27 protein-coding genes are annotated in these 26,709 nt (G+C 55.4%); 9 read left to right on the top strand and 18 right to left on the bottom strand.

From position 1 onward, the window contains the following. Nucleotides 1-79: 79 nt before the first annotated feature. Nucleotides 80-1,093, top strand: a complete 1,014-nt coding sequence (locus AB8846_RS00215) for an NAD-dependent epimerase/dehydratase family protein (RefSeq protein WP_370731746.1) — start codon at nt 80-82, stop codon at nt 1,091-1,093. A gap of 143 nt (nt 1,094-1,236) precedes the next feature. Here AB8846_RS00215 and AB8846_RS00210 read toward each other — a convergent pair whose 3' ends face one another. The 15 genes from AB8846_RS00210 to gspC all read right to left on the bottom strand — a co-directional run bounded on the left by AB8846_RS00210 (nt 1,237) and on the right by gspC (nt 17,531). Then, entirely contained in the window at nt 1,237-3,051 is a 1,815-nt protein-coding gene (locus tag AB8846_RS00210; protein WP_063144449.1) for a glycoside hydrolase family 19 protein, read from the bottom strand. A gap of 139 nt (nt 3,052-3,190) precedes the next feature. After that, a complete protein-coding gene (gene iagB, locus AB8846_RS00205; protein WP_063144450.1) occupies nt 3,191-3,637 on the bottom strand; it encodes a type III secretion system invasion protein IagB in 447 nt (148 codons plus the stop codon). Nucleotides 3,638-3,775: 138 nt separating this feature from the next. After that, nucleotides 3,776-6,505, bottom strand: coding sequence for a glycosyl hydrolase family 18 protein (locus AB8846_RS00200; protein WP_370731745.1), 2,730 nt, complete (start codon nt 6,503-6,505; stop codon nt 3,776-3,778). A gap of 254 nt (nt 6,506-6,759) precedes the next feature. After that, nucleotides 6,760-7,557, bottom strand: a complete 798-nt coding sequence (locus tag AB8846_RS00195) for an A24 family peptidase (protein WP_331412862.1) — start codon at nt 7,555-7,557, stop codon at nt 6,760-6,762. Further along, nucleotides 7,554-8,039, bottom strand: a complete 486-nt coding sequence (gspM, locus tag AB8846_RS00190; protein WP_063144453.1) for a type II secretion system protein GspM — start codon at nt 8,037-8,039, stop codon at nt 7,554-7,556. The genes AB8846_RS00195 and gspM overlap by 4 nt, the downstream gene beginning before the upstream one ends. After that, nucleotides 8,036-9,169, bottom strand: coding sequence for a type II secretion system protein GspL (gene gspL / locus AB8846_RS00185; RefSeq protein ID WP_370731744.1), 1,134 nt, complete (start codon nt 9,167-9,169; stop codon nt 8,036-8,038). Before gspL ends, gspM begins: the two co-directional genes overlap by 4 nt. Before the next feature lie 15 nt (nt 9,170-9,184). After that, a complete protein-coding gene (gene gspK / locus AB8846_RS00180; protein ID WP_370731743.1) occupies nt 9,185-10,195 on the bottom strand; it encodes a type II secretion system minor pseudopilin GspK in 1,011 nt (336 codons plus the stop codon). Further along, on the bottom strand, nt 10,192-10,851 hold the full coding sequence (gene gspJ / locus AB8846_RS00175) for a type II secretion system minor pseudopilin GspJ (RefSeq protein ID WP_370731742.1): 660 nt from the start codon (nt 10,849-10,851) through the stop codon (nt 10,192-10,194). Before gspJ ends, gspK begins: the two co-directional genes overlap by 4 nt. Continuing rightward, a complete protein-coding gene (gene gspI / locus AB8846_RS00170) occupies nt 10,848-11,228 on the bottom strand; it encodes a type II secretion system minor pseudopilin GspI (protein WP_370731741.1) in 381 nt (126 codons plus the stop codon). Before gspI ends, gspJ begins: the two co-directional genes overlap by 4 nt. Further along, nucleotides 11,221-11,706: a type II secretion system minor pseudopilin GspH gene (gspH, locus tag AB8846_RS00165; protein WP_063144458.1), complete on the bottom strand. Its 486-nt coding sequence runs from the start codon at nt 11,704-11,706 to the stop codon at nt 11,221-11,223. The genes gspI and gspH overlap by 8 nt, the downstream gene beginning before the upstream one ends. Beyond that, complete coding sequence (gspG, locus tag AB8846_RS00160) at nt 11,706-12,155, bottom strand: type II secretion system major pseudopilin GspG (protein ID WP_063144459.1); 450 nt, start codon at nt 12,153-12,155, stop codon at nt 11,706-11,708. Before gspG ends, gspH begins: the two co-directional genes overlap by 1 nt. A 3-nt stretch (nt 12,156-12,158) precedes the next feature. Further along, nucleotides 12,159-13,367 (bottom strand): type II secretion system inner membrane protein GspF, encoded by a 1,209-nt coding sequence (gene gspF / locus AB8846_RS00155; protein WP_370731740.1) that lies wholly within the window; start codon nt 13,365-13,367, stop codon nt 12,159-12,161. Next, nucleotides 13,367-14,845 carry a type II secretion system ATPase GspE gene (gene gspE / locus AB8846_RS00150; RefSeq protein WP_063144461.1) on the bottom strand — a complete coding sequence of 493 codons (1,479 nt, stop codon included), beginning with the start codon at nt 14,843-14,845 and terminating at the stop codon, nt 13,367-13,369. The genes gspF and gspE overlap by 1 nt, the downstream gene beginning before the upstream one ends. Before the next feature lie 15 nt (nt 14,846-14,860). Beyond that, a complete protein-coding gene (gspD, locus tag AB8846_RS00145; protein WP_370731739.1) occupies nt 14,861-16,786 on the bottom strand; it encodes a type II secretion system secretin GspD in 1,926 nt (641 codons plus the stop codon). 13 nt (nt 16,787-16,799) lie between these two features. Then, nucleotides 16,800-17,531, bottom strand: coding sequence for a type II secretion system protein GspC (gspC, locus tag AB8846_RS00140; protein WP_331412873.1), 732 nt, complete (start codon nt 17,529-17,531; stop codon nt 16,800-16,802). A gap of 300 nt (nt 17,532-17,831) precedes the next feature. On the opposite strand from gspC, the gene AB8846_RS00135 reads away from it, so the two are divergent. Both AB8846_RS00135 and AB8846_RS00130 read left to right on the top strand, forming a co-directional pair. Further along, a complete protein-coding gene (locus tag AB8846_RS00135) occupies nt 17,832-19,397 on the top strand; it encodes a peptidoglycan-binding protein (RefSeq protein WP_370731738.1) in 1,566 nt (521 codons plus the stop codon). After that, entirely contained in the window at nt 19,397-20,026 is a 630-nt protein-coding gene (locus AB8846_RS00130) for a hypothetical protein (RefSeq protein ID WP_331412876.1), read from the top strand. The genes AB8846_RS00135 and AB8846_RS00130 overlap by 1 nt, the downstream gene beginning before the upstream one ends. Here AB8846_RS00130 and AB8846_RS00125 read toward each other — a convergent pair whose 3' ends face one another. The 3 genes from AB8846_RS00125 to AB8846_RS00115 form a co-directional block, all read right to left on the bottom strand. Beyond that, nucleotides 20,027-20,650, bottom strand: coding sequence for a helix-turn-helix domain-containing protein (locus AB8846_RS00125; protein WP_063144466.1), 624 nt, complete (start codon nt 20,648-20,650; stop codon nt 20,027-20,029). Between the two features lie 272 nt (nt 20,651-20,922). Beyond that, on the bottom strand, nt 20,923-21,753 hold the full coding sequence (locus AB8846_RS00120; RefSeq protein WP_370731737.1) for an N-acetylmuramoyl-L-alanine amidase: 831 nt from the start codon (nt 21,751-21,753) through the stop codon (nt 20,923-20,925). Beyond that, nucleotides 21,750-22,073 (bottom strand): heavy metal-binding domain-containing protein, encoded by a 324-nt coding sequence (locus tag AB8846_RS00115; RefSeq protein ID WP_023310944.1) that lies wholly within the window; start codon nt 22,071-22,073, stop codon nt 21,750-21,752. The genes AB8846_RS00120 and AB8846_RS00115 overlap by 4 nt, the downstream gene beginning before the upstream one ends. A 97-nt stretch (nt 22,074-22,170) precedes the next feature. Between AB8846_RS00115 and AB8846_RS00110 the strand changes: the two genes are divergently transcribed. The 6 genes from AB8846_RS00110 (at nt 22,171) to artJ (ending at nt 26,691) form a co-directional block, all read left to right on the top strand. Next, the gene (locus AB8846_RS00110; RefSeq protein ID WP_370731736.1) at nt 22,171-22,689 is read left to right on the top strand and encodes a lipoprotein; all 519 of its coding nucleotides are present in this window, start codon (nt 22,171-22,173) and stop codon (nt 22,687-22,689) included. A gap of 226 nt (nt 22,690-22,915) precedes the next feature. Then, entirely contained in the window at nt 22,916-23,644 is a 729-nt protein-coding gene (artP, locus tag AB8846_RS00105; protein ID WP_023310942.1) for an arginine ABC transporter ATP-binding protein ArtP, read from the top strand. 19 nt (nt 23,645-23,663) lie between these two features. Further along, nucleotides 23,664-24,395, top strand: coding sequence for an arginine ABC transporter substrate-binding protein ArtI (gene artI, locus AB8846_RS00100; protein WP_008500032.1), 732 nt, complete (start codon nt 23,664-23,666; stop codon nt 24,393-24,395). Between the two features lie 6 nt (nt 24,396-24,401). Next, nucleotides 24,402-25,118: an arginine ABC transporter permease ArtQ gene (gene artQ, locus AB8846_RS00095; protein ID WP_025756069.1), complete on the top strand. Its 717-nt coding sequence runs from the start codon at nt 24,402-24,404 to the stop codon at nt 25,116-25,118. Further along, a complete protein-coding gene (gene artM / locus AB8846_RS00090) occupies nt 25,118-25,786 on the top strand; it encodes an arginine ABC transporter permease ArtM (protein WP_063144469.1) in 669 nt (222 codons plus the stop codon). Before artQ ends, artM begins: the two co-directional genes overlap by 1 nt. A 173-nt stretch (nt 25,787-25,959) precedes the next feature. Continuing rightward, nucleotides 25,960-26,691, top strand: a complete 732-nt coding sequence (gene artJ, locus AB8846_RS00085; protein ID WP_370731735.1) for an arginine ABC transporter substrate-binding protein ArtJ — start codon at nt 25,960-25,962, stop codon at nt 26,689-26,691. Nucleotides 26,692-26,709 lie beyond the last annotated feature (18 nt).

Genomic DNA, 26,709 nt, shown 5'->3' with positions numbered 1-26,709 from the left:
TCTTTCACCTTTCCCATTGCATAGCGTCGTAATTCACGAAAGAATGCGCACGAAATTCTTTTCAACACAGTGGATTGATATGAAGGTACTGGTTACCGGGGCGACCAGCGGCTTAGGCCGAAATGCGGTCGAATTTCTGCGCAGCAAGGGCATCAGCGTCAGGGCTACCGGTCGCAACGAAGCGATGGGAAAACTGCTGCAAAAAATGGGCGCAGAGTTCGTCCATGCTGACCTGACGGAGCTGGTCTCCTCTCAGGCGAAAGTGATGCTCGCCGGTATCGACACGCTGTGGCACTGCTCCAGTTTCACCTCCCCGTGGGGCACCCAGGAAGCCTTCGATCTCGCCAACGTGCGGGCAACCCGCCGTCTGGGCGAATGGGCCGTCGCCTGGGGCGTGCGTAACTTTATTCATATCTCGTCACCGTCACTCTATTTCAACTATCACCACCATCGTGACGTGCAGGAAGATTTCCGCCCGGCTCGCTTTGCCTGTGAGTTTGCCCGCAGCAAGGCGGCCAGCGAAGAGGTGATTGACCTGCTGGCGCAGTCGAACCCGCATACCCGCTTTACGGTACTGCGTCCGCAGAGCCTGTTCGGGCCGCACGACAAAGTGTTTATTCCGCGTCTGGCGCAGATGATGCACCACTACGGCAGCGTGCTGCTGCCGCGCGGCGGCGATGCGCTGGTGGATATGACCTATTACGAAAATGCCGTTCACGCCATGTGGCTGGCAAGCCAGCCGGACTGCGATAAGCTGATTTCCGGTCGCGCCTATAACATCACTAACGGCGAACCGTGCACGCTGCGCAGCATTGTGCAGCGGCTGATCGACGAGCTACAGATCGACTGCCGTATCCGTTCCGTGCCCTACCCGATGCTGGATATGATTGCCCGCAGCATGGAGCGTTTTGGCAGTAAATCGGCCAAAGAGCCTGCGCTGACGCATTACGGCGTATCGAAGCTTAACTTTGATTTTACGCTGGATATTTCGCGGGCAGAGAACGAGCTGGGGTATAAACCGATCGTGACGCTGGATGAAGGGATTGTGCGCACGGCGGCGTGGCTGCGGGATCACGGGAAATTGCACCGGTAAGCGCCCTGCCCCATGTAGGCCGGGTAAGCGCAGCGCCACCCGGCAAAAACAGAGTGTGCGGCCTGATGCCCTCACCCCGGCCCTCTCCCACGGGGAGAGGGTGCAAACACTAAAACGGCAACCTTTCGGTTGCCGTTTGCTGTTTATAATGCCGTCCAGGCGTCAGACCATGCCAGGCCTGCGCCTGGTTCATAGTATGCCGGAGCGTTGTTACACCAGCCGCTGTACGGGAACGGTTTGCACTGGAACAGTTTACCGTGGTTGTTCACGATATCACCTGCGTTGTACTTGCTGTTCGCACTCCACGCGGCGTAAGAGCCAGAAGCGCCTTCATCCTTAGATGGTGTAGCCGCTTTTGCCTTCACGTTCAGCAGGTAAGAGGTGGTGCTGCTCAGTTCGCCATCGCTGACGGTGAGGCTGATTTCAATCTGCTGAGCCGTCGCCGCTTCTGGCGCCTTGAAGGTCACAACCGCTTTATCCTGACCGGTGACGGTCTGGCCATCCTGTGAACGCCAGGTATAGGTCAGCTTGTTGCCATCAGCATCGGTAGAACCTTCCGCGCTCAGAGAAACCTGCGCACCGGCATCAACCGCACCGATTGGACCTGCAATATGTGCGACAGGCGCGTGGTTCACGACTGCCGGCGTTTCATCCGGTACTGGCGCTGGTGCTGGCGTTTCCTCTTCAGCTGGCGTTGGCGTAACGGGTTTTTCATCCGGCGTAGTGGCAGAACCGTCGTCGTTGATGATGTTCACGTTATAGAACTTCTTAACGCAGTTGGTGTAGTCCCCCTCTTTGAACGCGCTGAATGGCGTCTGGTAGCCCACCAGCTGGCAAGAGTAGGTCTTACCGTCTGGCGTATCGGCACTCCATCCCCAGTCCTGTTCCCAGTAGATCTTCAGCGCGCCGGCGCCGCCTTCATCGAACTGCTTCATGTTGGCGCAGCCCAGCACTTCATTTGCCGGAACAGGCACTTTCAGGTAGTTCGCGAACTCTTTGTAGTACTTGATACGGTTCTGAGACTGCGCAATTTCAGTCGGGCCGCCGCACTCGACGCCGCCGTTGATGATCTGAGTGGTCACGCCGAAGCCTGGGACCAGTCCGTTAGCTTTGTCGCGATCGTTTGGCTGCCAGGTTCCGTCAATAACCTGCAACATGCTTGGTTTTGGCGGCTGCGGATAGGCGAAGAAGAAGATGGCGCTCGCCAGGTTCAGCCAGGTGTCGGCCACCAGTTCAGGCTTGTCCAACAGGGTACGGACAGTACCAAACATCGCTTCAGAGAACGGACCGTAGTTGTAGTTGTAAGACAGTTGTTTAGCACCGCGGCCGAAGTAGCTTACGAAATCACCATCTTTGTCTTTCCCGCATGGCCAGGTCTGCCCCTGCCAGATGTCCGGATTACATTCGCCGTTATAGCCGCCCTTCTGACCTTCAGTCCAGCCCATTTCGCGGACATGCACCAGCGCCTGACGCCATTCTGCTTCAGGACGCCAGCTTTCGTGGCCGCCGGTTTCCTGCGCAAAGTGGGCAAACATGGTTGCCAGCTCTTTACGACAGATTGCATCGCTGTCTCGGCCGTCGTTATAGGTTTTACACAGTGCCGGGAATTTACCCACCGCTTTCAGGAAGTTGCTATAGGTATAGGACTGCGCACGCATCGGGAACAGGTATTCCCAGTCGCTGGCCTTCACGATCCCTTCAACACGCTTCACGTTATCCGGGTTTGCCGCGCGGCCTGGCTCAATCATTTCAACCTGAGCATTGTCCAGCGTCTGAATAGTCTCTTTTACGGAGGCCATCAGCGGGAAGCTGGTCAGCTCTTTTTCCTTCTTCGCCAGATCGCTGGCTTTCATGGTGTACGGTTCGCTGCTGGTTGCCTGCAGCGTTGCAGCCTGAGCCATAAACGGTGCAATGCATGCACCTGCCACGATAATGCTCAGTAATGTCCTTTTAGTCATTTCAAAAAATCCTGTATATAAGCAATAATGGTTTGTGCAATCCCGGCTTATGTATTACTCCCTTAATAAATAAACCTGAGAATGCGGTTCTTTACACTTTTTGAAGAACACCGACCGGTACTCTTCAAAAAGTAAAAGCTCAATACACGTTCGCTTTTTCCGTTTTGATTTGTTGATATTTATTCCAGACTTTTCGGGCATATATCATTCGCTGCGGATAATTCTCTTTTTTCAACCCTGCGTTATATGCACCGACTGCTTCCCAGTTATAACCATATACTTTTATCATACTGGATAAGATGGATGCCCCCACCATAATCGACGTGCACGGTTCGGAAATAAGTCGAGACTCATCAATCCCCTGACGCTGTAACTCGCTAAAGTGCGTACTATTAATTTGCATTAACCCCACATCTCTTGAACCATCGCGATTCCAACCCACGGCATACGGATTCATGCCTGATTCCACTTTTGCAATTGCGTATAATAAATACGGATCGACGTGATAATAATGCGCTGCGTGATCCCAGCAATTTGCAAAAACACTTTGACTAACGATGAGTAATAAAAGTATGAAACGTTTCATTTCTTTACCTGCTTATTGAATTACATCCCTCTCTTTGCGCACGAATTATTATTGTTTATGATATTGGCCACACCCGAAGTGGGGTGTGGCCAACGTATTGCGGGATGATATCAATCCCGCAATTTCAGGCTACGAAGATTATTTGCAGTCAGTTGACGCGCCTTCTTTCACCCATACATCGCTTTTTGCCGGGTTATCACCACGGGTCCACCACTTCGCACGGTATACAGAACCGTTATACGTGGTGGTTTCACCGCCGTTATAAACCACATCTGAACGCCAGTTCATTTTCACCTGGCTTACCAGTTCCCATGCGTCGACATCGAAGCCTGGCTTGTTGCCCTGAGTCCAGTACTTCGCTTTCCATACCAGGTTTCCGCTGCTGACGGTATCGCCAGTGTTGTAAACCTTGCTGGAAGACCATGCCGCATATTTGCTGGCATTCGCATCAACAGGGGCGTCACAGCTGCCGGTCGTCGCATCACCAGACGGCGGGGTCACTTCATCAGCAGGCGGTGTTACCTCGTCAGCAGGCGGCGTTACCTCGTCAGCAGGTGGTGTAACGTCTTCAGCCGGAGGCGTCACGTCTGCTGGTTTTGGTGTTACCACGACCTGGACGTTGGACTGAACGCTGGTTTTACCATCACTGACCACAACGCTCAGCGTGTAGGAGGTCTCATTGCTCACCTCTGGCGCGGTGATGTTCACGTTCGCCGTATCAGTACCGGTCGCGTGCATATCCGCTGGAACGCTCCAGGCATAGGTCAGCGCATCGCCGTCTGGATCCGCAGCCTGAGCATGCAGGGCGTAAGTATCACCCGCCTGCAGCGTTACCGCTTCCATCTGGTTCACAACCGGCGCCTGGTTGGCTTTCGGTGCTTTGTTCACTACCTGCACATCAATTGCGTTGCTCAGGCCTTTAGCGTCAGTCACCGTCAGGCGGAACACCAGAGTCTGGTCGGAAGTCGCTGCTGCAATGTTAAAGGTCGCTTTCGCTTTGGTGCTATTGGCAATAGTGACCGATGGGCCAGAAACCTGAGTCCATTTATAGGTAATTGCATCACCATCTGGATCGCTGGAAGCAGAACCATCGAGCGTAACGGTTGCCGGGCCAGAGATGTTCTGGTCAGCAGATGAAGCGATTGGCGCGTGGTTGGTTACAACCGGGTCGACCGGAGTAGAACCGCCCATCAGGCTCTCGTTCATCGCGTTCAGGATATCGCCGGTATCAGAATCGATAGACCATGCGAAGAGACCGCCCAGGTTATTCGCCAGCACGTACTTACCTTTTGCGGTAGTAGAACGCGCATCTTCATAAGAGATCAGGTCACCGGTGGATTTGTTGAACACATAAGGCGCTTCAGCCGTTGCGTCGTAACCGGATTCCCAGCCTGGCTTGCCCTTGTATTCGTTAACAATCTGACGATAGTCAACCACGCCCGGTTCCCAGGTGCCTTTCACCATGCCGGTTGCGGTACCGGTGAATGGATTATCGCCTGTGTAGCCATGCACGCCCGTCCAGCCGCGGCCATACATGCCCGCACCCACCACGATCTTGCCTGGCTGTACGCCCTGCTGCAGCAGCGCGTTAACGCCGTTTTCAGTGGTGTAGCTGGTGTCTGGTCTCCAGGACGGCGCACGCAGCGCAGCCTGATGGCCCAGCTCGGTGTTGCTCCAGCCGCCGAAGAAGTCGTAGCTCATCAGGAAGATGTGGTCGAGATCTTTCTGCGCCGTGGTGTAATCCACGTCTTCAATCTTATCTTTACCGGCCCCGATGGCGCTGGTCAGTTCATAAGTACGGCCAGTCTGCGCAGACAGTTCGTTCAGCATGGTACGAAGATCGTGAATCAGCGCGGTATAGGTGGCTTTATCTTGCTGCGGGTTGCCCAGGGTTTCAGTCACGCCGCCGCCGCCCGGGAATTCCCAGTCGATATCTACGCCGTCGAAGAATTTCCAGGTTTGCAGGAAATCTTTAACAGAAGAGACGAAGCGCGCGCGAATAGCAGGGTCGCCCATGTGGTAGAACGGATCGGACAGGGTCCAGCCACCGATGGAAGGCAGCACTTTCAGGTCTGGATGCGCTTTTTTCAGCGCCATCAGCTGGCCAAAGTTACCTTTGTACGGGTCGTCCCAGTTAGAAACGCCAGACTGCGGTTTTTGCAGCGCAGCCCATGGATCGTGGATCGCCACGGTAAAGTCCGGGCGGCCCTGGCAGTCACGCTGAAGCACTTCGAAGCTGTTACCGCCTTCAACGGTTTTCAGACCGTCGTTGATGCCGTCACCGCCACAGATTGGAATGAAGCCGTACAGGATGTGGTTCAGGTTAGCTGCCGGAATTTTATCAACCGGGAAGTTACGACCGTACACGCCCCATTCAGGGAAATAGGCCGCAACCACTTTATCGGTGTGCTTAGCGAAGGTTTTGTTGTTCTCCTGCATTGGCGCATTCAGCGGCAGCAGGTGGCTACCGTCGGTATCTGCAACAATGATCAGCTTGCTGGCGCTCTTCGTGCAGCCGCTGGTATTACAGAGTTCAACCTGCTCCTGATAACGTCCGCCCTTTTTCACCTTGAAGGTCGCAGAGCCGTTCGCGCTGCCCGCCCCTGTCCAGACGGTATTACCATCCAGCAGCACTTTTGCCGAGGTTGGTGCATCACCGCTCCAGACGTTCCACTCGACTTTTACATCCACACCATCGTTGTGCACTTTAACGAGGTTGTTGTAGTCCTGTGCCGCCTGGTCGACTTCAACAAGCGCAAACTTGTCATTGCCATAGCCGATAGTCGGCGTACCTGGTGCCGCTGCAAATACAGAGCTTGTTGCGGCTGCAACAAAAAGCGCCAGATATTTAGGCTTCATAAATTTCATTTATATTTCCTGATAAATTTATTCGTAACGTTAATAACCCATGTCTTCCATGAGAACATGGCGTGTTTTCGCGTAATGCGTATTTAACCAACCTGAAAACCATGACAAAAAAGTGTTGCTGCGTTGTATTCCTCCATAAAAAGATACAAGCCCAAATTCCGTGTAGCTTATATCCCTTACGATACACTGAGCGCAAAGAGACGTCCTTCTCTTCCACCATCGAAAAAATTTATAAAAAAACTTGACCTGAATATTTAAAATATGAAAGCAAACTGCTGCGCAATAAACACCACTATTCCAGCAAATGAGAGATACGGTCCGAAAGAAATAGTTAGGTTATTTTTATTTAAATAAGTTAAAGCGAAATAACCGACAATACCGCTCAACGCGGCGATTAATTCCAGCGAGGGCAATGCCTGCCAACCACACCAGGCGCCCAGGGCCGCCAGCAGCTTAAAATCACCATATCCCAGCCCTTCCCGTCCGGTGGTCAGGCGAAACGCCCAGTACAGCAGCCAGAGAGACAGATAGCCCGCCACGGCGCCGAACAGCGCATCGCACAGCGGCAGCGTATGGTCAAACGCATGGAGCAGTAATCCCGCCCACAACAGGGGTTGGGTCAGGCAGTCCGGCAGCAGCTGGTGCCGCCAGTCGATCATGGCAAGGGGCAATAAAAACGCCGCCAGCAGCCACAGGGAGAACAATGACTGGACGTTCGGCATACTCCAGGCGGTAATGCCAAAAAACAGCGCGGAGAAAAGTTCGATTAAAAATATCCGCAGCGGAATAGCGGTGCCGCAGCGGCTACAGCGTCCGCGTAAAACAAGCCAGCTGACCAGTGGGATATTCTCCCAGGCGGCCAGCGCGTGCCGACACGCCGGGCAGTGCGAGGCCGGGTACAGCAAATTGCCGCCGCCCTCTTCGTCCATCACCATGCCCGGTACGCGCTCGGCGACGACGCCCAGAAAGCTCCCCACAATACCGCCCAGGATCGCGCTCATCACCGGGAACCCCACCGGGTAAACGTCCCGCATCAGCGCGAAGGTATTCATGCGGTTTTGCTCCAGGTGAGCTGCACCTCGGCTTTTACGTCGCTAAGATGATCGACCGGCGTAAGGTTCATTTTTTGCAACCTGACGCCGGAGGTCTGGTTAATTTCCCGAAGCCAGCTTTTTAATTCATACACATTTACGCGATTAACGACGAACGATAAGGTTTGTCCATCCTGACGCACATCCGACAGAGGAAGATTAATTTCCTGCGCGCTGCGCTCCACCACCGTACGTGGATTATCCGTTTTGACGATCTGAACCTGGAGATGATTTTTATCTATTTCACTGCGCATCCAGTTCAGCGTCTCTTTTTGTCTGGTCAGTGTGGCTTTACTATTTTGAATCATATTATCCAGCGGGATTATGCCTGCGTAATAAACGGCAGAGCCCAACAGGGCTATGGCACATATTTTTATGATGACTTTTTCTCTGGCACTGTAATTCTGGTAACGAGACTTAAGCTGCGTGATTCGCTCTTTCATTTATATTTCCCTGCGATCATGGCGGTATAAGGCGCAGTGGTGGAAACAGGCTGTAAGGTGAAATCAAAATTCTCACCGGCCTGATTCACAAACGTCTGCAACGCGGTTTGAGTTTGCGCAGTGACGCTCAGCGTCAGCGTGTTTTGCCCGGCATCATATTCCAGCAGATCGATTTCCATTTCCGGCACGATCTGCCTGGCTTTTTCCAGTTTTTCAAGCTGCAAAAATACCCCTTTGGTCTGCTTCTTCATGTTTTGGCCAAAGTGATATTTGATGTTGGTCTGCTGGTGCATGCTGGGAAAATGGTGCTGGTAAACCTGAACAATCTCCTGCTGAATGGCATTCTCCTGCTGCACCAGCATCCAGGCCATGGCGACGCGCGGGCCCAGCAACAGGCCGAGGGAGATCAGGCCCGCTGCGGCCATCGCCGCTTTGATGCCCTTCGAGGCTTTACCCGAGCCCGCTTTCGCGCTGAATTCACCGTGCAGGAGCGTAACGCGGCAGGCGTGCCACTGCGGCTGGATCAAGACCAGCGGATGCTGCCAGGGGTGCTCGACGTCAACGTCGACGCCAGCAGGCGCGTCACCGTAGCAGCACACGTTGCCCTCGCCGGCTTTCTGCATCAGAAGAGGCAGCAGGCTGGCCTCCATTTCGCTGGCGACATGCGGCGATAAACGCAGCCAGTAGCCGTCGTCCAGGGAGACAAGCGTGCTTCCGCCCGCCGTCACCGGCAGCAGCCAGGCATCCGGCAGCGCCTGAATGACTTTTAATCCGGCATGCTGACAGCGGGTTAACCAGCCGCGCAGGCAATCGGCGTCGATGGCCACCGCGTCAACCTCGGCACCCTTTTTGTTTAGCACCGTCCAGTGAAGGTTATCCACGTCACCAATCAGCGTCTCTTCCGCCATCCACGAGAACGCCGTCGCCTGCGAGGCGACTTTCTTCGGCAGCGTAAAGTGGCGGAAGATCATGCTGCTGGCGGGCAGCAGCAGGCAAACGCGGGCGGCCAGAGGATGGTCCGCCAGCGCGTCCAGGCTCTCCAGCACCTCAACCTGCTGGCTGCCGGAGACACACCACATTATTTTCCCGCCCTCGCGGCTGTCGGGACGAACAAAAAGGACCTGTTTCATAGCGTTCTACTTTTCTTATTCAATCATTCGGTAACGACGTTGCCACGTCACGATCTCACCGGCTTCGTTATTCACCTGAAGCTGGCTCACCACGCGAAGCGTTAATTCATCGGTATTGCCGGTATAATTGACGCGGAAATACCGGCTATTAATGGAGAGAAAGTCGGCCACCTGCGGGAGGTCGTCTTTCAACTGCGGGAAGGTCTGCTCCAGCGCTTTGCTGAAGGTTTCCATATTTTCCCAGCCGGTTTCAGGACGCGATTCAATCAGGCGAACGGCATCATCTTCATTGAGTTTTCCCGGGAACAGGGCGGCCAGTAGGGCGGCCTGCTCCGGTTTCAGAGTGTTCACATCCACCTTGCTGGCGGAGTCCGGCAGCGCGCACAAGAGCTTGCTCACCTTCGGGTAAGCGGCAGCCGGGAACGCAGGCAGCAGCTTGATCTCGGCAACCGTGCGCATCATCTGGTTCGCCGGTTGACGCGCGGGCACTACGCCAGCCCAGGCATCGGTCTCGGCGCCCTCTTTGATCGTCGTCGCGTCGCCATCGAGATAGTCCACCAGTTGCAGATACACCTCTTCCGCGTTGGTCTGGCTCAGGCCGCTCTCCGTCAGAAGCTGTTCAACAATCTGCTCTCTGCGGGGCTTTTCCGGCACCGTTGGGGCATTTTGCCCCTGCGCCATTTTTTCGACCGCCAGCAGGTTGTTGACGTTAAAGCAGTCCTGTGCGTCTTCCACCTGGCTGACCACCGTATAGTCTTCGCCGCGGGTTTCCAGCGGCTGATGCCAGTCGCCGTCGAGGGAGATCGGTTTGTTTTCCCCGCTGGCGTCGGTCTGCAGCCTGTCTTTCACCACCTTTTCCTGCGCCTGCATCGCCCAGCGCAGCTGCTGCTGGCTTACCTGGTAATGCGTTTTTTGCAGGTTGCGGCAGAACTGCTGGCTGATTTTGGCGGCCAGCGCCGACATCATCACCAGCAGGATCAGCACCACCAGCAGCGCCACGCCTTTCTGTTTCTGTAATCGGCTCATGGCTTCACTTCCGGTGCCGGCTGCGGCGCAGGCGCGGCCTCTGGCGCTGCGGCAGGCGCGGCCTCTGGCGCTGCGGCAGGCGCAGGTGTGGCTGCGTCAGGCAGATCGCCCGGGGTCGTAAAGACCCAGCGCCAGGTATCGCCGTTTTCCATGGTCAGCGTCAGCTCCACGCCGTCCGGCAGGTGCGCCGGGTCGCTCCAGCTTTTCTGCCAGCCCTGACGGTAAAAACGCCACTGGAGTGATTTCACCTCGCTGACAATCGGCACCTCGTCGGGTTTGGCGTCCACCGGGCCGTCAATCACCGGCCAGACGTCGCGATACAACCGCCCCGCTTCCAGCCGCCAGCGCACGCGCTCCAGCTGGACCGTTCCGCTCACGCCGTTCAGCGTGGTCAGCTCAATTGCATCGTCCACCTGACGGAACAGGTCCGGCTCGTTGCGCGGCGCGCGCGCCTGCAGCTGGTAGAAATCGCGCTCCATCAGGTTCCAGGCTCGCTGGAGCTGATTGAGCTTCGCCGCGCTGGCATCGGTGGCCGAACTGGTGCGCATCGCCCCGTCCAGAATTTGCCAGGCCAGGGTGCTGATCACCGCAAAGATGGTCAGCGCAATCATGATCTCCAGCAGGGTAAAACCGCGCTGGCGTCGGGTGTTCTTCACTTGCTCTCTCCCGGCCCAACGATCTGCAGCGCGATAACCGGCTGGCTGTCGTCGCCTTCCGCATACACGCGGATGGCGTTAGCCCAGCCGCTGTCGGCGGTTTTGACCCGCTGCTTGCGCCAGTTCCAGCTGCGTCCACCCATGATTTCTGTTCCCTGCTGCTCAGCATCCGGGAAGTCGGCTTTCGCGAGCTGCGCTTCTGCCAGCTGATTCTCAGCTACCCAGCTCGCCTGCAGCGTGTCGGCCAGCCCGTGGGTAAAACGCACGTTCAGGGAGACCGAGTTCATCAGCGCCAGCGCGGCGGTGGAGAAGATCACCAGCGCGACCATCACCTCCAGCAGCGTCATTCCCGTTTGCCTTTTCTTTCCGTTAGCCATCGTTTTCTACCGATACCGGGGCCGCGCCTTGCGACACCACGCGGAAATGGTGCTGTTTGTCATAGCTTTGCAGCGTCAGCGTGAAGCGGCTGATTTCGCCATCCGGCAAAAAGAGTACCTGCGGCTCGGAGGCGACCGTCGCAGCCAGACGCTGCGGCGAGAGCGAAACGTGCATCTCCTCAGGGAAATCGCCTTTGGTGGTAATACGGCCCGCAGATAACGGCACCCAGCGGCGCTCGCCGTTTTTATCCTCGAGCGTCACCAGCTGATAGTTATCCGGGGTTATCACCAGCCCGACAATATTTCCGTCCATCACCGCACGGTCTGAACCATAATCAACGAGGGCTTTTAATTGCTGGCCAAATATATCCGCACCGCTGCGCGAGGGTATTGTTGACACAACCATCATGGCGCAACTGGCAAATATCACCAGCGCCAGAATAATTTCCAGCAACGTAAAGCCGCGTTGATGTTTCATTATTTCTCTTTCTTATCCAGAGACCAGTTCGTAATATCATCGGCGGTATTGGCCTCACCGTCCGGACCGGCTGAGAAGACGTCAACCGCACCGTGTTCGCCCGGGCTCACCAGGATATAATCTCCGCCCCACGGATCCTGCGGCAGGCGGCGAATATAGCCGTCGGCGCGGTAGCCGTTAGGGATAGGCGCGATTTCAGGTTTGGTCACCAGCGCCTGTAAACCCTGCTCGGTTGTCGGGTAACGGTGGTTATCCAGCTTGTACATATCCAGCGAACCTTCGAGCGCGACAATATCGCTGGTTGCTTTTTGCGTATCCGCTTTTTCTTTATTGCCCATTAAGTTTGGCACCACCATACTCGCTAAAACGCCGAGAATAACGATCACCACCATTAATTCGAGCAACGTAAAGCCCGCCTGGCGAGCCAGGCGTTTTCTTTTTATAGCCATGATTTAACCTACCATATTATTAAGTTGCAGAAGCGGTTGTAATATTGACAGCACGATGAATAAAACAATCGTCGCCATAGATACCACCAGCGCCGGTTCAAATACCGACAGCGTTAACGTAATGCGATGCTGTAATGCCGATTCCTGGTTTTCCGCCGCGCGGTCCATTAAATTGCCTAATTCCCCGCTCTCTTCGCCGGAGGCAATCATGTAAAGCATGGTTGGCGGGAATAATTTCGCCTGTTCCAGCGCCGCGTAAAGCGATGCCCCCTGGCGCACGGTATCCGCCGCCTGCTCCAGCACCTGCCGGGCGTAGAGGTTTTCGATACCGTCCATGGCGATATACATCCCCTCCAGCAGCGGCACGCTGCTGGCCTGCAGAATGCTCAGAGTGCGGATATAGCGGGCACTGTTGATGGCGCACACCAGCTTTTTAATCGGCGAGCCGTTCACCAGCCAGCGGTTCCAGCGAAAACGGTTTTTGGCATTCCTGAGCCAGGTTTTAAAACTGACAAACCCACCGCCCAGGATCCCGACAATATAGATGCCGTAGGCCTGCAGGAAATCGCTCACCGCAATCAGCGTGCGGGTGGTGATCGGCAGCTGCTGCTTCATGTGGGTGAACTGTTCGATCACCTGCGGCACCACCGCCACCAGCAGAATGCTGATGACAGCGATGGCCACTACCGTCAGGGTGATCGGGTAGACCATCGCCTGCGTCAGCTTGCTTTTCATCTTCTGGCGCTGCTCGTTGTACTCCGCCAGCTTCTCCAGCACGTCGCCCAGGTGGCCGGTCTTTTCACCGGCCATCACCAGCGTGCAGTAGAGCTTGTCGAAGGTGCGCGGAAACTGGCTGAAGGCGTCAAAAAGCGTGTGCCCTTCCACCACCTTTTCACGAATTTCCACCACCATCGCCGCCAGCTTTTTGTCTTCCGTCTGCTTCGAGATCGCCTTCAGCGCGCTTTCCAGCGGCAGCGCGGCGTTGACCAGCGTGGAGAGCTGACGGGTAAACATCGACAGCACCGGCGTGGAGAGCTTTGCCCCGGTTTTTGCCTTACCAGACGCCGCCGCCTCGCGGGTTTCGGTGATGGTCACGGGCATCAGCTTTTGCTCGCGCAACATCTGGCGAACCTGCTTTTGCCCTTCGGCCTGCAGCGTGCCGCGCCGGGTTTTCCCCGCCGCATCCGTCGCCGTCCAGGCGTAGAAGGCCATTATTCATCCCCCCCGCGCTCGGCGGTGACGCGCATCACCTCTTCCAGGGAGGTTACGCCGCCGATCACCTTCAGCAGCCCGTTTTCGCGCAGGCTGTAGGCCTGCTTAAAGAGCTGCGTTTCGATGGACATCTCGTCCTTATCTTCATGAATGGCCCGGCGCATGGTGCTGTCCACGACGAGGAATTCATGAATACCGGCGCGCCCCTGATAGCCGCTCTGGCGGCAGTGCTCGCACCCCACCGCGCGATAGATCTTTTTAGGCGGCGCGTCCATAAAGCTGAACAGCGCTTTTTCATTGGCGTCCAGCGGACTGGTGGTCCGGCAGTGGGTACACAGCCGACGCACCAGACGCTGGGCAATGACACCGAGCAACGATGAACCAATTAAAAAGGACTCCAGCCCCATATCGCGCAGACGGGTAATCGCCCCTGCGGCGCTGTTGGTGTGCAGCGTAGACATGACCAGGTGACCGGTGAGCGACGCCTGCACCGCAATTTGCGCGGTTTCGCCGTCGCGAATCTCCCCGATCATCACCACGTCCGGGTCCTGACGCAGAATGGCGCGCAGCCCGCGGGCAAAGGTCATGTCCACGCGCGGGTTAACCTGCGTCTGCCCCACCCCTTCCAGCTCGTATTCAATCGGGTCTTCAACGGTCAGGATGTTGCGTTCATGGCCGTTCAGCGCCGAGAGAATGGCGTACAGAGTGGTACTTTTACCGGAGCCCGTTGGCCCGGTGACCAGGATAATGCCGTGCGGGCGGTCAATCAGCCCCTTTAACTTCTCCAGCTCTTCATCAATCAGGCCCAGCTTGTTGATGTCGGGCTTCAGGTTGCTTTTGTCGAGCAGGCGCATGACCACGCGCTCGCCGTACTGGGAGGGAATGGTCGACACGCGCACGTCGATGGCCTTGCGGCCAATGCGCAGGGAGATACGGCCATCCTGCGGCAGGCGCTTCTCGGCGATGTCGAGTTTTGACATGACCTTGATGCGCGACACCAGCAGCGGCGCGAGCTTTCGCGCCGGCTGCAGCACCGGGCGCAGCACGCCGTCGACGCGAAAGCGAATGCTCAGCGTGCGCTCGAAGGTTTCGATATGAATATCCGACGCGCCGTCTTTCACCGCCTCGCCGAGAATGGCGTTGATCAGACGGATCACCGGGGAGTTTTCGTCGTTATCGAGCAGATCTTCGTTATCCGGGATCTCCTCGGTTAACGCCATCAGATCGATATCCGCGTCCATGTCGTCCACCAACTGCTGAGACACACCGCTGCTCTGCTGCCAGATCTTAGCCAGCAGTTCGTCAAAGGCTTCCGGCGTCAGGGTCACCGGGACGAACGCGCGTCCCAGCACCCGGCGCACCTCCAGCAGTGCAAACGCCGGGGTGTCTTCACGGATATAGACGTCGTTGTTGTAAAACAGAACGCCGTTATCTTTTGCGTAGCTGCTGCTACACAGGGTTTTAGTCAGTTCGTCCACGGTGCCCTCTCCGCCTTAGTGTTTAAACGGATTGCGCGGCGCGCTGGCGCTGGTTTTTACCGGTGCAGCGCTGGCGTCAACGGGAAACGCAGGCAGTACCGCGTTATCCGTGGGTTCGATAATGCCGAGCTTTTTCTCTTCCACGCGCTGCTGCTGGCGGGCGCGGATCTGGTCATATTTCTCTTTCGACGCCGCGCTGTAGTTGTCGTCGTCGCGCAGGACGGTGGTATGGATAAACACCATCAGGTTGCGTTTCGACGTATCCTGCGAGGTATAGCGGAACAGCTGGCCGACCAGCGGGATATCGCCCAGCAGCGGCACTTTGGAGACCGACTGCTTGGTAACGTTTTCCATCAGGCCGCCGAGCACCACCGTCTGCCCGCTGTGCACCATCACTTCGTTGTTGATGGTGCGGGTGTTAAAGGTTGGGCCGAGGCTGGCGTCTTCCGTCGCGCTGTTGTCGACGCTGGAGACCTCCTGCTCGATCTTCAGGTGGATCATGTCGCCGTCGTTGATTTGCGGCACAATTTTCAGCTTGGTACCAACCGTCTTACGCTCAACGGAGTTAAAGACGTTGTCGCCGCTGGTGGTCTGCGAACCGGAGAGCACCGGCACATCCTGACCGACGTTGAACGACGCTTCTTTGTTATCCAGCGTGACCACGCTTGGCGTGGAGAGAATGTCGTTTTTGCCGTCGGTGGAGAGCGCGGACATCAGTGCCCCAAAATCACCGTTAAAGAAGCCGGTCGCCAGGCCGGTGAAGCTCGCCCCCTTCATGGTGCCGTTCTTAATCTGGCTGATTGGCAGGCCGGTGGAGCCGAACTGCACGCCGCCGTGCTTGCTGGTCCACTGCACGCCGAGATCCAGGCCGTTACCGTCCTGCACTTCAGCAATGATCGCTTCCACCAGCACCTGCGGACGGCGGATGTCGAGCTTGTCGATCACCTTCTCCAGAGAGTTCATCACGTTAGGCTGGGCGGTGATCACCAGCGAGTTGGTTGACTCGTCGGCGCTGATGTTCAGATCGCTGGACGCGGTGGCGGTTTTCGCCTTCGGCGTGCCGGCCTTGTCTTTCAGCTGTTCGCCAATCCCGGTGAGAACCGGCACCACCTTCGTGGCGCTGGCATATTTGAGGTAGAAGACGCGGGTATTTCCCTCGTTGTTCTGCTCGCGGTCCAGCTGCTGGATCAGGGAGCGGGTACGCATGCGCGCATCTTCCGAGCCGCTGATCACCAGGCTATTGGTTTCGTCATCCGCCACCACTTTGGTCGCCAGCTGCGGCGCGTTCTGCCCCTTCTGCTCTTCGTTGTTGAGGTTGTTCAACATATCCGAGAGCTCTTTGGCGGAGGCAAAGCGCAGCGGCACGATCTCGCGGCGCTGAATACCGTCTTTATCGACGCGCTGCACCAGATCCACCAGGCGGTTCACCACCGAGGCTTTACCGGTTAACAGCAGCACGTTGGACGGCTCGAAGTGCACCACGTTGCCGATGCCGGTGGCATCGTTGAGCTGGCGGAGCAGCGGAGCGAGTTCGCGTACCGGCACGTTTTCCATGCGCACCACGCGGGTGATAATCTCATCGCCTTTGCCCGGGTTTTTGCTGTCCGCCAGCGGCGCGCCGGCGGTGCGGGCTACGCTTGAGCGCACCACTTTCACCATGCCGTTATCCATCGGGATCACCGACAGACCGTACAGGTCCAGCACGCTCAGGAAGAACTGGTAATACTCATCTTCCGTCAGCACGTTGTAGGTTCGCACAGACACCGAGCCCTGAACGGACGGATCGACGAGAATGGTTTTGTTCAGATTGCGGCCTACCGTATCGATAAACTCGCGGATATCGGTATTTTTAAAGCTCGCGCTAAAGTTAGCTGCAAGCAGCGAACTCGAATATAACGACAATGCGGTCAGCGCCACGCACGCCCATGGAAATTTCTTCATGTTTGTACACTTGTTAATTGTTTAGAACATTAACCCGAATATTTTCAAGGTGAGCGTGACGCCTGACGACGACCTCCGCTTCTTTCATTTTCGACCAGTTGGCAATAATACTTTTTGCCTTAGCTTCATCGGTCATATCGACAGCGTTCACTTTTACGGCCACGTCACCCTTTTCCAGCCCTGAATGGCTGTAGAAGGAAGAGGCATTCCTTGGATTAATGTTGTAGCCTTCCAGCTGGCCCTTTTCGATTAACGGCTTTAACACCAGATAATCATTCAGATGCACGCTTTCCGCGCCTGCATCTTTCGTCGATTTGGTCACCGGGCCGCTGTCAACGCCGCCCTTAAAATAATCAGGCTTATTTAACGCCAGTACCTGCGTAGCACCTTCGTAATTAACCACCACATTGTCTTTATTAATTTCCTGAATAAAAGCATCGTTAAAACCGATCAGCGGCTCGCCTTCACGGTAGCTCTTCTGGCCACCCGGCGTTTTGATGACGGCGAACGAAAGCCAGGCGTCATCGCTGCGAACAATGCCTTCTATCTCTGCTGCCAGCGGGGCGCTTACCGCCGTTGCCGTGTTGTCCTGACGTACCGCTGCCGTGAAAAGGGTGAATGTCTTTTCGTCATGACGTTTTTTCAGCGGCTGCGCATCAGAATTAGCCAACTTATTCGTAACTTTTTTATAATCTTTAAACGTCAGATACCCTTGCTGGCCGCAAAAAATTAGCAGCACAAACATAATGCAAGGCGTTATCCACCGTGACAGAAATGAGAACCTCATTTTTCATCTGGCCTTTAACAAAGCGAAAATAAGCAGCGTCGTGCTGCGCCAATATGTGAGCAAAGAGTAATTTCACGCTGTAAAAACGACCACTGACTTTGCCGCTAACTTTCATACAGAAAAATATTGACCGTATAAAATCCAGATGTTAGGCCTCACCGGCAGGATATTTTTACCCTGTGCGCAAATTGACCACTCTATAGCGTTGCTTTAGTTTCTCGTCCTGTTGCTATTCCTAATCAGAGACGGTAAGTCGTTATGTATCAGAGCCACTTTAATTTTAAAAATCCGCCCTTTCGGAAAATAACCCGGTTATCCGGGGATTTTCTGGTGCCTTATCATCAGGACGTGTTCAACCTGCTGAAAGAGAAAACCCAACAGGCGGGGATTACTGGGCTCTTTGCTGACGATGCCCCGCTGCTGGGTCAGTTCAGCGATGCCCTGAAATCCGCTAATCCTGGCGTGCTTGCCATCAACGCGTTTCCAAAACTGAGTGCCAGTAGCCTGCTGTACAAACTCAACCCGGGAACGAAAGAGAGCAAGAACCGGCTTCAGGCAGTGGATGCCGTACTGCACCAGTGGCAAGGGGGGAAAAACCGGACGAAAGTGCTGGTGATTACCCATACCGAGGCCATGAAGGACACCTGTCGGGAGGTGCTGGCGATGCTGCTGACCCGCGCGCAGGAGATGGAGTTTCGCCTGTCCATCGTGCTGATGGGTACTGCGGATCAGGACGCCGTTCTGATGCAGCAACCTGAGCTGCGTGAATATGCTCATACCCGTCACTCCCTGCGCCCCCTTACCTGTCGGGAGTCTCTCAGCTACGTACAGGCGCAGTATGAAGAGCACGGGTGCGAGAATGCGCCGCTCACCCCGGCGCGCGTGCGCAAGATGCATGCGCTAACCAAAGGGAATATCAGCAAGCTCAATGAACTGGCGCACCTGTCGATGCTGGCCGCCTGGACCGAACGTGCAGCCCAGGTCAGCCCGCGTCATTTACGGCTGGCGGCGGGCGAGACGCTGCCCGCGAAAAAACACGGTAAGCGCCTGGCTACCGTCGGTTTATTCGCGTCCGTGCTGTTCGCCGCCTGCGGCTGGTATTTCACCTCTTCGATCGGTGCAAAACTTCCGGTTCAGCTCCCGGTACCTGTGAGCTGGAAACAGCAGACGCCGCACGTTCAGGCGCCGGTGGTGCCGGTTATCGACAACGAGGTGGTGAATCAGCCGGATGCGATGCATCAGCTCTATCTGATGTGGGGGTATGACGCCTCGGCGGACGATGCCCTGTGTCAAAATGCCGCGAAGGTGAACCTGATGTGTAAGCAGGGGAACGCTTCACCGGACGCGCTGGCGCTGGAAGGCTATCCGTGGATAAGTGAGCTGAAAACCGGCAATCACCTCAACTATGCCGTGGTCGCTCGCGTCGGGGATAACTCACTCGACCTGCTGATGAACAACCGCACCTGGCAGGTAAGCCGCAGCTGGTTTAACCAGCATGCCACCGGGAACTATACGCAACTGCACCGCCTGACGCCGGAAGGCAAAGACGCCATCAGCGCCGCCAGCGATGCGAAAGACATGGGTTGGCTTGACCAGCAGCTCAGCGTGGCTCTTAACCAGCCCGAAACCCATGCCCAGACCTGGACGGCGGAGATGATGAAACGCACCCGTGAGTTCCAGCAGCAAATGCATCTGCATGTGGATGGCATTCCAGGGGAAGATACGCTGATGCAGTTAATGCGTGAAACCCATTCCACGCCGAGCGTATTAATACAGGCCTCGCGTTCCACACCGGACGCTAAAAAGCAGGAGAAGCATTCCTGATGTCTACCATCTGTCTTGCTGCCCAGCGCAGCTACACTACCGGGGAGGCGGTCTGGTTTTCGTACCGCCTCCCCAGCCTGAGAAAAGTCTTCGGCAACGCCTTTTTATGGACGTTGGGCCTGTGCGCCATGCTGATGGCGGGCATGTACGCGCATACTTACTGGAGCCTGCGTCATCCTGCGCCGGAACCGGTAAAAAAAGCGAGCGTCGCGAAACCCGAAACGCAGCTTTCCGATATGCACTATGTGTATGTGAGCAAGCCGTTCCCGCATCCTCATCCGAAACCGGCCCCGGTGCAGGCTGACGTTCCCGCCATGCAGGATCTGCCGATTAACAGCGACGATGCCGACTGGCAGCAGGCGCCCGACGGCGCCGAACCGCACGATACGTCGCGGGATACGTTACCCGGCACCGAAGCGCATGAAGTCGCGCCCGCCAGCGCAGGCAGTGAGGATGCTTCTTTAACCGAGTTGTTTAAGCAGGCGTTAAAAGAACAGGAGCAAGATTATTCGCAAGGCAAAATTCCCGCGCCGCCGGTGGACGAAACGCAGGATAATTCACAGTCGAGGGTGCCACATAAGGTGGATGACCGATCGCCTTTGAGTCAGAAAGGCGATCGGCTGGAGTAATTAATATTTTTCCGGCAACGTTGTCAGGTTAAGGAGTCGTCCTTTTTCCACAACAATATATTGACCTTTTTTCAGGTCGGAGAGGATTTTAATAATGGTACTACGCGCCAGGTTAGTGTATTCCTGAATATAATCATAAATATTAATATCACGCTGATGATGAACAATCAGTTCATTAATCTCGTATAAGAATTCACGCACAACGGCGTAAGCGCTGCGGGCAACCAGCACATCGTCACGTTTGCTCAGCATGCAAATGTACCAGGAGAGCACTTTGGTCAGTTCAGGCCATAAATTGTTGTCCGTCATCAGCTGCGCGAAGACCTCTTTCTTGATCGAGCGCACCACGGTGTTGCCGCGAACGAGGCCGTACATATGGGTTGCGTTGTAGTACATAGCAGAAAGACCAAAAATGCACTGGCCCGTGACCGTGAACATACACAGTTCGTCGGATTCGCGTCGGAATTCAACTTCACCGCTGACGATAATATGAATATATTGTGAGTCAGACGTGGATATTTTTTGCCATTTTTTTAAGGTTTTCTCTTCAAATCCTGACGTTGCAGAAATAATGGTTTCCATTTCATGTTGCGGACGTAATTTTTTTGCATAGATGCTTAACATTGTTATACCCGATTTAAGATGTGAAATTTAAAAATGCAGGCGAAAGGCAAAAGAAGCCTTACCCCTAGAATATTTTCCTGGTGAAGTTCTCAAGAAGAAAAATAAAGAATAAGTGCGATATATTTATTTTGCTGAATTACTTAGCAAGCTATGTGTCTATCTTAAATCCGGATAATTTTAAGTCAATTAACTAAAAATGAATTGAGTTTGTACTTAAGATTAATCTGAAGGAATCAAAGAAAAAACTACCCATTCGGGGGTATCCCGAAGGATTACCCCTGCCCGTACTTCTCCAGAAGGGCTTCGGCAATGGCCATCGTTTCGACGTCCGCGACGCCGTTCCACAGGTCAGGCCGGAAATGCATCTGGAACGCCGTGATGATGCGCTTTTGCTGCGCCGGGGTGCTGTCAACCGGCACCTCATAGCCATACCGCGCGAGGAGATCGAGTAATGCCCCGGTATCCACCTGCTGATAGCGCGGACGCCCGTTTATATAGAATGCGACGCGCGCCGGGTCGGGCCATGCGCCAATGCCCTGCAAAGCAAGCTGTCGCCACGGGAACAGCGGACCAGGGTCATCTTTGCGCTGCGGAGCGATGTCCGAATGTGCCACCACGTTTTCAGGCCTGATGTTGTAGCGGGTAATAATATCTTTGGCGAGCGGCACCAGCGCCGCAATTTGCGCAGGCTCAAACGGGGTAAAGTGCTTAACGCCAGACGCTTTTTGCCAGCCGCGGTTCTCCAGCTCAATGCCGACAGACGTATCGTTGATGCGGTTAGTGCCGCGCCAGAAGCTGATGCCCGCATGCCAGGCCAGTTCGCTCTCGGGTACCAGCTGCCAGATGCGCGGCTTACCGTCCGGTGCCGGGGGCTTAGCGGGGATCAAATAGTGAGAGCTGACGTTCTTATCCGTCAGCGTGGCCAGCGAGCTGTCAAAATCATCTGCGGTGTAGTGGATCACCAAGACCTTGATGCGCGGATAAGCCGCCTGCGCCTGATGACGCGTATCCAGCTCGTAGGCGCCTTTGTCGATGATCCCTTTTTCGGTGGCACATCCTGCCAGCAGCAGCGCCAGCAGGAGTGTTGCAAACGAACGCGTCATCGGAGGGTTTTCACCGCCGTACCGCTTACGCTCACCATCAGCATGCTGGCATCTTTCCCGACCGTTTCGTAGTCGATATCAATCCCCACGACCGCATCAGCGCCGAGGGCTTCCGCCTGCTCGCCAAGCTCTTTAAAGGCGATTTCGCGCGCTTTACGCAGCTCTTTTTCGTATGCGCCCGAGCGGCCGCCAACGATATCGCGGATACCGGCAAAAAAGTCACGGAAGATATTGGCGCCGAGAATCGCTTCGCCGGTAACCACACCGCAATACTCGGTTATTGTCTGCCCTTCCAGGGTTGGCGTTGTTGAAAACTGCATGGTTTCTCTCCTTCTTTAGCGTTCAATGCCTTAGGCACAGCATTATCGGTTCGTTACGCTATGATTGAAAGGATAGTTAATAAATAAGGAAATCAACATGCGCTATTCTGCTTTAACACTTTTCGTGCCCTGCGCGCTGGTGCTCAGCGCCTGTACCACCACGGTCACGCCAGCCTTTAAGGATATCGGTACCCGCAGCGGCCCCTGCATCGAGGGCGGCCCGGACACCGTGGCGCAGCAGTTCTATGATTATCGCATTCAGCACCGCAGCAACGATCTCACCGGCCTGCGCCCGTATCTGAGCGACGGCCTGGCGAAACTGCTTAACGACGCCACCCGCGATCCGCAGCATAACGTCTTGCTGAAATCCGATCCGTTCTCCAGCCGCGCCACGCTGCCGGACAGTGCTGAAGTCGCCAGCGCGTCAACCATCCCGAACACGGATGCCCGCAATATTCCGCTGCGCGTGAAGCTGACGCAGGGAACCCAAACCTGGCAGGATGAAGTGCTGATGATCCGTGAAGGACAGTGCTGGGCGGTAGACGACGTGCGCTACGTTGGCGGCAGCGTTCATGCCCCGGCAGGCACGCTTCGCCAATCGATTGAAAATCGCTAAACCCGCCGATACAACCGAGTAACCCCCGTAAAATGTGCGGCATTTCTTGCGGAATGCCGACATTTATACTCGCCGACCTTACCGCTCGCTATTTTGTGCTATGTTTAAGAGGAAACACGGGTTATATTTAACTTTTAACGCAGAAATATTGCATAACTATTCTGTCAACGGTACTATCTGCGGCCTCAATTGCTATAGATTGCCTGGATGAGTAAAGACTGCCCCGATGAGTATTAAACTAAACGGCATTAACTGCTTCTACGGCGCACACCAGGCGCTGTTTGACATCACGCTGAACTGCCCGGAAGGCGAAACGCTGGTTTTGCTTGGCCCAAGCGGTGCAGGCAAAAGCTCCCTTCTGCGTGTCCTTAATCTGCTTGAAATGCCCCGTTCAGGTACGCTGGCGATTGCCGGTAACCATTTTGATTTCGCGAAAACGCCGTCTGATAAAGCGATTCGCGAACTGCGTCAAAACGTCGGCATGGTCTTCCAGCAATACAATCTCTGGCCGCATCTGACCGTCCTGCAAAACCTGATTGAAGCGCCGTGCCGCGTGCTGGGGTTGAGCAAGGATCAGGCGATCGCCCGTGCCGAAAAGCTGCTGGATCGTCTGCGTCTTAAGCCTTACAGCGACCGCTATCCGCTGCACCTTTCCGGCGGTCAGCAGCAGCGCGTAGCCATTGCCCGCGCGCTGATGATGGAGCCTGCGGTACTGCTGTTTGATGAGCCAACCGCGGCGCTGGACCCGGAAATCACCGCCCAGATTGTCAGCATCATTCGCGAGCTGGCGGAAACCAATATTACGCAGGTTATCGTCACCCACGAGGTGGAAGTGGCGCGTAAAACCGCCAGCCGTGTGGTGTACATGGAAAACGGCTATATCGTTGAGCAAGGTGATGCGAGCTGCTTCGCGAACCCGCAAACCGATGCCTTCAAAAACTATTTATCTCATTGATTGTGTCAGGGGAAATATAATGAAAAAAGTATTACTTGCCGTGCTGCTTGCTGGCGTTACCCTTTCCGCTACCGCAGCTCAGACCATTCGTTTCGCCACGGAAGCCTCTTACCCTCCGTTTGAGTCCATTGATGCGAACAACAAAATTGTTGGCTTCGACGTGGACCTGGCTAACGCCCTGTGTAAAGAGATCGACGCGACCTGTACCTTCAGCAACCAGGCGTTCGACAGCCTGATCCCAAGCCTGAAGTTCCGCCGCATCGACGCCGTGATGGCCGGTATGGACATCACCCCGGAGCGTGAAAAGCAGGTGCTGTTCACCACCCCTTATTACGACAACTCCGCCCTGTTCATTGGTCAGAAAGGTAAATTCACCTCTGTCGATCAGCTGAAAGGTAAAAAAGTCGGCGTGCAGAACGGCACCACGCACCAGAAATTCATCATGGATAAACATCCGGAAATCACCACCGTTCCGTATGACAGCTACCAGAACGCGAAGCTGGATCTGCAAAATGGCCGTATCGACGGCGTATTTGGTGATACTGCGGTCGTGACCGAGTGGCTGAAAGCGAACGATAAGCTGGCGCCAGTGGGCGACAAAGTGACCGATAAGGATTACTTCGGTACCGGTCTGGGGATTGCCGTTCGTCAGGGCAACACTGAGCTGCAGCAGAAATTCAACGCTGCGCTGGAAAAAGTGAAGAAAGACGGCACCTACGAAACCATCTACAAAAAATGGTTCCAGAAGTAATTCCTGATGAATGAAATTTTTCCTTTAGCAAGCGCCGCCGGGATGACCGTCGGCCTTGCCGTTTGCGCACTGATTATCGGCCTCGTGCTGGCGATGTTCTTTGCGGTGTGGGAATCCGCGAAATGGTTCCCCGTCGCCTGGACAGGCTCCGCGCTAGTCACCGTGCTGCGTGGGCTACCGGAAATTCTGGTGGTCCTGTTTATCTATTTCGGCTCTTCACAGCTGCTGCTCACGCTGTCTGACGGCTTCACCCTCAATCTCGGCTTTGCGCAGATCCCGGTGCAGATGCAGATTGAAAACTTCGACGTCAGCCCGTTCCTGTGCGGCGTGATTGCCCTCTCCCTGCTCTACTCCGCGTACGCGTCGCAAACCCTGCGTGGTGCGCTGAAGGCCGTGCCGCAGGGTCAGTGGGAGTCGGGTCAGGCGTTAGGCCTGTCGAAGTCAGCCATCTTCTTCCGTCTGGTGATGCCGCAGATGTGGCGCCATGCCCTGCCGGGCCTCGGCAACCAGTGGCTGGTGCTGCTGAAAGATACCGCGCTGGTGAGCCTGATCAGCGTTAACGATTTGATGCTGCAAACCAAAAGCATCGCCACCCGTACCCAGGAGCCCTTTACCTGGTACATTGTGGCGGCGGCTATCTACCTGGTGATCACGTTGCTCAGTCAGTACATCCTCAAGCGTATTGACCTGCGTGCGACGCGCTTTGAACGGAGACCAGGCTGATGCTTGAATATTTTCCCGAGCTAATGAAAGGGCTGCACACCAGCCTGACGCTAACCGTGGCGTCCATTATCGTGGCCCTGATCCTGGCGCTGATTTTCACCATCATCCTGACGCTGAAAACGCCGGTTCTGGTGTGGATTGTGCGCGCATACATCACCCTGTTTACCGGTACGCCGCTGCTGGTGCAGATCTTCCTGATTTACTACGGCCCGGGCCAGTTCCCGTCGCTGCAGGAGTATCCGGTTATCTGGCATCTGCTCTCTGAACCGTGGCTGTGTGCCCTGATTGCCCTTTCGCTGAACAGTGCGGCCTATACCACCCAGCTGTTCTACGGGGCGATCCGCGCCATTCCTGAAGGACAGTGGCAGTCCTGCGGGGCGCTGGGCATGAGCAAGAAAGACACGCTGGCGATCCTGCTGCCGTACGCCTTCAAGCGCGCGCTCTCCTCTTACTCCAACGAAGTGGTGCTGGTGTTCAAGAGTACCTCTCTGGCCTACACCATCACCCTGATGGAGGTGATGGGTCACGGACAGCTGCTCTATGGACGCACCTATGACGTGATGGTGTTCGGTGCGGCAGGCGTGGTTTACCTGGTAGTTAACGGTCTGTTGACGCTGATGATGCGCCTGATCGAGCGTAGAGCGTTAGCGTTTGAGCGCAGAAATTAACCACGCGAATGCATAAAACGGTATTTATGGAGCGGGTAACCTGATGGGTTATCCGCTTTTTTTTTGCCACAACACAATACTTAATCATTTTTATTGCATACAAATTCATTAAATGGCATTGTACATCCATGCCGCAGACACGGCGCATAAATAAGACAGACGGGAGCATTACAATGAAAAAGTTAGTTCTGGCCGCATTACTCGCCACCTTCGCCGCTGGCGCATCCGCAGCTGATAAAATCAATTTTGGCGTGTCCGCCACCTATCCGCCGTTTGAATCGCTGGATGCCAGCAACCAGATCGTGGGTTTCGATATCGATCTGGCGAAGGCGCTGTGCAAACAAATACAGGCCGACTGCACCTTTACCAACCATGCCTTCGACAGCCTGATCCCGTCGCTGAAATTTAAAAAATACGATGCGGTGATCTCCGGGATGGACATCACGCCTGAGCGCAGCAAGCAGGTCGCGTTTACCGACCCGTACTACGCCAACTCGGCGGTAGTGATTGCGAAGAAAGGCGCTTATACCTCTTTCGATCAGTTGAAAGGCAAACGCATCGGGATGGAAAACGGCACCACGCACCAGAAATACCTCCAGGACAAGCATCCTGAAGTGAAGACCGTGGCCTATGACAGCTACCAAAACGCGATTATCGACCTGAAAAATGGCCGTATCGACGGCGTATTCGGCGATACCGCCGTGGTGAACGAATGGCTGAAAACCAATCCGCAGCTGGGCACAGCAACCGAAAAAGTGACCGATCCGCAGTACTTTGGTACGGGCCTCGGTATCGCAGTACGTCCGGATAACAAAGCTCTTCTCGAAAAACTGAACGGCGCGCTGAGAGCGATTAAAGCAGACGGCACGTACCAGAAAATTAGCGAGCAGTGGTTCCCGCAGTAATGTCTTTTGCCGGGTGAC

Source organism: Enterobacter sp. KB-221C9, assembly GCF_041320715.1.
GTDB lineage: Bacteria > Pseudomonadota > Gammaproteobacteria > Enterobacterales > Enterobacteriaceae > Enterobacter > Enterobacter asburiae_D.
Note: the sequence above shows the minus strand (reverse complement) of the source record. Positions and strands in the feature narration are given on the sequence as shown.

What these genes read in the sequence shown, in the direction of transcription:
- AB8846_RS00215 (WP_370731746.1), top strand. Translation starts at nt 80, where the DNA reads ATGAAGGTACTGGTTACCGGGGCGACCAGCGGCTTAGGCCGAAATGCG.
- AB8846_RS00210 (WP_063144449.1), bottom strand. Translation starts at nt 3,051, where the DNA reads ATGACTAAAAGGACATTACTGAGCATTATCGTGGCAGGTGCATGCATT.
- iagB (WP_063144450.1), bottom strand. Translation starts at nt 3,637, where the DNA reads ATGAAACGTTTCATACTTTTATTACTCATCGTTAGTCAAAGTGTTTTT.
- AB8846_RS00200 (WP_370731745.1), bottom strand. Translation starts at nt 6,505, where the DNA reads ATGAAATTTATGAAGCCTAAATATCTGGCGCTTTTTGTTGCAGCCGCA.
- AB8846_RS00195 (WP_331412862.1), bottom strand. Translation starts at nt 7,557, where the DNA reads ATGAATACCTTCGCGCTGATGCGGGACGTTTACCCGGTGGGGTTCCCG.
- gspM (WP_063144453.1), bottom strand. Translation starts at nt 8,039, where the DNA reads ATGAAAGAGCGAATCACGCAGCTTAAGTCTCGTTACCAGAATTACAGT.
- gspL (WP_370731744.1), bottom strand. Translation starts at nt 9,169, where the DNA reads ATGAAACAGGTCCTTTTTGTTCGTCCCGACAGCCGCGAGGGCGGGAAA.
- gspK (WP_370731743.1), bottom strand. Translation starts at nt 10,195, where the DNA reads ATGAGCCGATTACAGAAACAGAAAGGCGTGGCGCTGCTGGTGGTGCTG.
- gspI (WP_370731741.1), bottom strand. Translation starts at nt 11,228, where the DNA reads ATGGCTAACGGAAAGAAAAGGCAAACGGGAATGACGCTGCTGGAGGTG.
- gspH (WP_063144458.1), bottom strand. Translation starts at nt 11,706, where the DNA reads ATGAAACATCAACGCGGCTTTACGTTGCTGGAAATTATTCTGGCGCTG.
- gspG (WP_063144459.1), bottom strand. Translation starts at nt 12,155, where the DNA reads ATGGCTATAAAAAGAAAACGCCTGGCTCGCCAGGCGGGCTTTACGTTG.
- gspF (WP_370731740.1), bottom strand. Translation starts at nt 13,367, where the DNA reads ATGGCCTTCTACGCCTGGACGGCGACGGATGCGGCGGGGAAAACCCGG.
- gspD (WP_370731739.1), bottom strand. Translation starts at nt 16,786, where the DNA reads ATGAAGAAATTTCCATGGGCGTGCGTGGCGCTGACCGCATTGTCGTTA.
- gspC (WP_331412873.1), bottom strand. Translation starts at nt 17,531, where the DNA reads ATGTTTGTGCTGCTAATTTTTTGCGGCCAGCAAGGGTATCTGACGTTT.
- AB8846_RS00135 (WP_370731738.1), top strand. Translation starts at nt 17,832, where the DNA reads ATGTATCAGAGCCACTTTAATTTTAAAAATCCGCCCTTTCGGAAAATA.
- AB8846_RS00130 (WP_331412876.1), top strand. Translation starts at nt 19,397, where the DNA reads ATGTCTACCATCTGTCTTGCTGCCCAGCGCAGCTACACTACCGGGGAG.
- AB8846_RS00125 (WP_063144466.1), bottom strand. Translation starts at nt 20,650, where the DNA reads ATGTTAAGCATCTATGCAAAAAAATTACGTCCGCAACATGAAATGGAA.
- AB8846_RS00120 (WP_370731737.1), bottom strand. Translation starts at nt 21,753, where the DNA reads ATGACGCGTTCGTTTGCAACACTCCTGCTGGCGCTGCTGCTGGCAGGA.
- AB8846_RS00115 (WP_023310944.1), bottom strand. Translation starts at nt 22,073, where the DNA reads ATGCAGTTTTCAACAACGCCAACCCTGGAAGGGCAGACAATAACCGAG.
- AB8846_RS00110 (WP_370731736.1), top strand. Translation starts at nt 22,171, where the DNA reads ATGCGCTATTCTGCTTTAACACTTTTCGTGCCCTGCGCGCTGGTGCTC.
- artP (WP_023310942.1), top strand. Translation starts at nt 22,916, where the DNA reads ATGAGTATTAAACTAAACGGCATTAACTGCTTCTACGGCGCACACCAG.
- artI (WP_008500032.1), top strand. Translation starts at nt 23,664, where the DNA reads ATGAAAAAAGTATTACTTGCCGTGCTGCTTGCTGGCGTTACCCTTTCC.
- artQ (WP_025756069.1), top strand. Translation starts at nt 24,402, where the DNA reads ATGAATGAAATTTTTCCTTTAGCAAGCGCCGCCGGGATGACCGTCGGC.
- artM (WP_063144469.1), top strand. Translation starts at nt 25,118, where the DNA reads ATGCTTGAATATTTTCCCGAGCTAATGAAAGGGCTGCACACCAGCCTG.
- artJ (WP_370731735.1), top strand. Translation starts at nt 25,960, where the DNA reads ATGAAAAAGTTAGTTCTGGCCGCATTACTCGCCACCTTCGCCGCTGGC.